The organism is Methylorubrum podarium (genome assembly GCF_040270385.1).
GTDB lineage: Bacteria > Pseudomonadota > Alphaproteobacteria > Rhizobiales > Beijerinckiaceae > Methylobacterium > Methylobacterium podarium.
Genome location: NZ_JBELQE010000138.1, coordinates 1 through 3,467, shown reverse-complemented (window position 1 = coordinate 3,467; position 3,467 = coordinate 1). Strand labels below are relative to the sequence as shown.

4 protein-coding genes and 1 tRNA gene are annotated in these 3,467 nt (G+C 65.2%); 3 read left to right on the top strand and 2 right to left on the bottom strand.

The annotated features are described in order from the left end of the window. Positions 1 to 115, bottom strand: a 115-nt coding sequence (locus ABS772_RS26390; protein ID WP_350397654.1) for an SDR family NAD(P)-dependent oxidoreductase, incomplete at its 3' end; no start/stop codon positions are given. Positions 116 to 290: 175 nt separating this feature from the next. Here ABS772_RS26390 and ABS772_RS26385 point away from each other — a divergent pair. After that, positions 291 to 365 (top strand) — tRNA-Gln (locus ABS772_RS26385). A 237-nt stretch (positions 366 to 602) separates the two neighbouring features. Here the strand turns inward: ABS772_RS26385 and ABS772_RS26380 are convergent. Further along, positions 603 to 2,045: a sensor domain-containing diguanylate cyclase gene (locus tag ABS772_RS26380; RefSeq protein ID WP_350397652.1), complete on the bottom strand. Its 1,443-nt coding sequence runs from the start codon at positions 2,043 to 2,045 to the stop codon at positions 603 to 605. Positions 2,046 to 2,591: 546 nt separating this feature from the next. On the opposite strand from ABS772_RS26380, the gene ABS772_RS26375 reads away from it, so the two are divergent. Continuing rightward, positions 2,592 to 2,837: a hypothetical protein gene (locus tag ABS772_RS26375; protein ID WP_350397653.1), complete on the top strand. Its 246-nt coding sequence runs from the start codon at positions 2,592 to 2,594 to the stop codon at positions 2,835 to 2,837. Between the two features lie 449 nt (positions 2,838 to 3,286). Beyond that, positions 3,287 to 3,467: hypothetical protein (locus ABS772_RS26370; RefSeq protein WP_350397651.1), on the top strand; the 181-nt coding region annotated here is incomplete at its 3' end.

The window sequence follows — 3,467 nt, the reverse complement described above, 5'->3', positions numbered from 1 at the left end:
CCCGCCGACCGGCCAGCACCAGCCGCCACCCCGCCCGCGCCAGCCCGAGCGCGACCGCCCGCCCGATGCCGGACCCGGCCCCTGTCACGACCGCCACCCGCTCATCCATCGCCATCGCGCTTCTCCCGTTCGACCGGAGCATAGGACCTCACGCCGATCCGGTGCAGGGGCGCCCGATCGGCACGTGATGTCGGCCCGGAGCCCGCCACGCCGGTCGAAAGCGGCGGATCCGCTCAAGCCGGTTGCCAGCCCTGCCCGGCCCGTCTAGACAACCGGCGGCTTGGAGCCGATGGGGCGTCGCCAAGTGGTAAGGCAGCGGTTTTTGGTACCGCCATTCCCAGGTTCGAATCCTGGCGCCCCAGCCAAGCCTCAGCTAAGTCATTGATCTGATCGCGATCCGTGATCGGCCGCTCTCGCGGCTGCGCCGATCGTACGCAGAGCTGTTGCACGCGCGTGTCCACAAGGGCAGGCCGTTGACGATTTGTTCCAACGTGTACCGTCGCGGTGCGGTATACTGGTGGCGTAGGCGTTTCCGTTGCGATGAGCGGACGCGATCGCTGGGTGCCTCTGTTGAGGGGAGTTCCACCACGGTCGCCCTGAGCTTACCGTCCGCCTTCGATGACGAAGACGTGGCGGCCGGCTGATGTGGAGGTTCGAACCTGGTTACGTCCGCGGCGCTTGGCCTCGTAGAGGGCAGCATCTGCCGCCGCGATCAGGGCAACCGGGTCGATGTCCCGAACTGCCGGTATCGAAGCAACCCCGCAGCTGACCGTTACCAGGCCATGCGAATTACCGGCATGGGGCATCGCCTGTGCGAGTACCACCTGCCGGATGCGGTTGGCCACCGCTTCAGCACCGGGCTCGTCAGTATCCGGCAGAATGACCGAAAACTCTTCGCCGCCTATGCGGTAAGCGGTGTCCGAGGACGCGTGGATTGTGCCATGCATCGCCTGGGCGATCAGTTGCAGCGCCGCATCACCCTGCTGATGCCCATAACGATCGTTGAAGCCTTTGAAGTGATCGGCGTCTAAAATCAGCAGTGACAGGGGCTTGCCGGTGCGCGTCGCCCGCTGACACTCACGCGCCAGCACTTCGTCGAATCGACGCCGGTTGCCGAGTCCCGTCAGAGCGTCCGTACTGGCCAGCTTCTGCAACTCGGCGTTCAGCGCGGCGGTTGCGCGCTGCGCCGCCCTGCGCCGGGTCAACTCGCGCCGGAAAAGCGTGGTCAGCACGACGGTGGTGGCGCACAGGCTCAGAACCACAGCTGCGAGCACGAGCGCCTTCTGCCACCAAGCCGCGTAGATGTCCTCGGCCGTCAGCGCGATGCTCAGCTGCAGCGGCAACTCGCCGACCTGCGCAAATGCGAAGGTGCGTGTGCCCTCGCCGATCATGGCCGGGCCTGTGAACACGCCCTGCCGGGTTTGCAGCATGCCCTGGTAGCTATCGGTGGCCGAGACGCTGCGCCCCACCAGTTGCTCGTCGAAGGGCTCACGCATGACGATGGTGCCGCCGGGCCCATACAGGGTTACCGAACCGGCGTGATCCGGATCTATGGCCGCAAACAGTTGGCGGAAGTAGTCGAGATAGATCGAGCCGAGCACCACGCCGGCGAAGGAGCCGTCCGGGTTGGACAGGCGGCGGCTGATAATCAGCGCCCACCGGCCGGTGAGCCGTGACACGATGGGTGCGCTGACGTGCAGGCCTAAATCCGTGTGGGTAGCATGGTACTGGAAGTACTCGCGGTCCGCGTAACTGAGCGGCTCGGGGTTAGGGGACTTCGAGCTGATGATCAGTTTGCCGGTGCGGTCGAACACGAGCGTGTGGCCGAAGTTCTCAGCGTTTGCGGCTCGGTCGAACAGGATGAGCTGGCGCGTCTCCGGATCAGCGTTCATGACGGCTGGCAGGCGCCAGCCATCGACGATCGCGCGCAGCGAGAGGTCATACATCGCGACGCTGCGGGCGATATCGCGGCTGAGCACCTGGACGAGGCTCTGCGCGGCCGCTGTTGCACGACGCTCGGCATCACGGCGCATGTCCCAGAGCATGAAAGCCGAGACGGCACAGAGGCCGACCACACACAGGAGGTTCAGCGCTGCCAGCGGCCATGGCGAACGTGTCCACCGTAGATACCGCCCAAAACCTGCCCGGCTCAACATGCTCAGCACCTCCCCTGGAGCAATTCGCTACGGATCGCTGAGAAACAGATTAAGTTGGATCGGTGGTGCGATGAAATTGCTTATTTTTGGTAAATTTCATGTTTAAGCCGCGCGAATACATTTACCTCTTCATGTGCGATGCTGAACAAGATGGCTCCGCCAGTCCATCGATTTGGCAGAGACAACGACAGGATTAACTTGGCCGCTGCCGTGAAGGCAGGCCCGTTCGCGACCTCGGCGCTCGACAACGATATCAGCGGGCTCGGAACGAAGCGGAATGCGGCTCCCGCCGCGATCCTTTTGGTGCGAGCGGGGAACGCTCAAGCCCCAGTGATCGGTAAGCCTGGAGCAACCCATTGCCCCTACGCCGTCGGCCTTTTCCGACCCGCAGCGTCGACGCTCCTTCCCGAACCCACACCCGGGCCGCTTACGAGCCTGGCGGTTGAATGGCGCAATGCCTGTGGCGCGTTCCGCCCGGGCTCCCCACCCGGCCGGTATCTCGCCGCAACCGCATGGGCCAACCTCCACGAAGGCGGACTGATGATGACGGGCGGTCACAAGGCCGTCGGCATCGAACCGAACCGGATCTTGTTCGGCAACGTGAGCGGATACCGCAACGTGGCGGGCGCACCGGTGGGCATCCCGATCTGGGAGGTGGCGACCCGTCGAGATGGGAGATGACCTAAGACCCGGAAGCCTCGCCGGTTGAGCAGCTTGAGCGCTACATTGCGATCTTCGAAGAGCGTCCGCGTCCTCAAGTGAAACCGGGCAGGTGGTGGCACTTCCTGCCCGTTGCCTTGGCTCTGTCCGGCACCGCCGGGGTCTGGGGGATGGGGCGGTCGTTCCGAGCATGGTAGGCGGCCCGGTCGCGCCGCTGCCTCACCATGGCAGGAAGCGATCGGAAGCGGGCCGCCCCGCCAGCATGAACGCGATCGCACCAACAACGCCCGCGACCGCCACGAAGACCTCTGCCCCGAACATGTTTCCCCCTTCGGCCCGGCTCGAGCGAGGGGGCGTTTGGCGCGCAGTTGCGGCGGTACCGCGACCAAGGGCGCGTCTCCATGGTCGCAGGGTGAGCGGCGGCGGCAAGATCCGCTCGCGCAGCCCGAGCCCTGCCCTTAGGCTGTGGAATGCTTCCTCCCCGCTGCGTCCACTACGTCGGCTTCAAGGATGACCGCTTTTGGAACGCCTTCCGGATCTGGGGCGGACCGGCCATGATCCATCGGCGCTGGGATCGCATCGCCAAGCACGACATCGGTCCTGATGACGTGGCGATCTTCGCGGAAGGAGACGAGCACCAGCCGCTGGCAG

Bases quoted from the DNA above. Each gene is read 5' to 3' on its own strand.
- ABS772_RS26380 (WP_350397652.1), bottom strand. From the start codon at position 2,045: ATGCTCTGGGACATGCGCCGTGATGCCGAGCGTCGTGCAACAGCGGCC.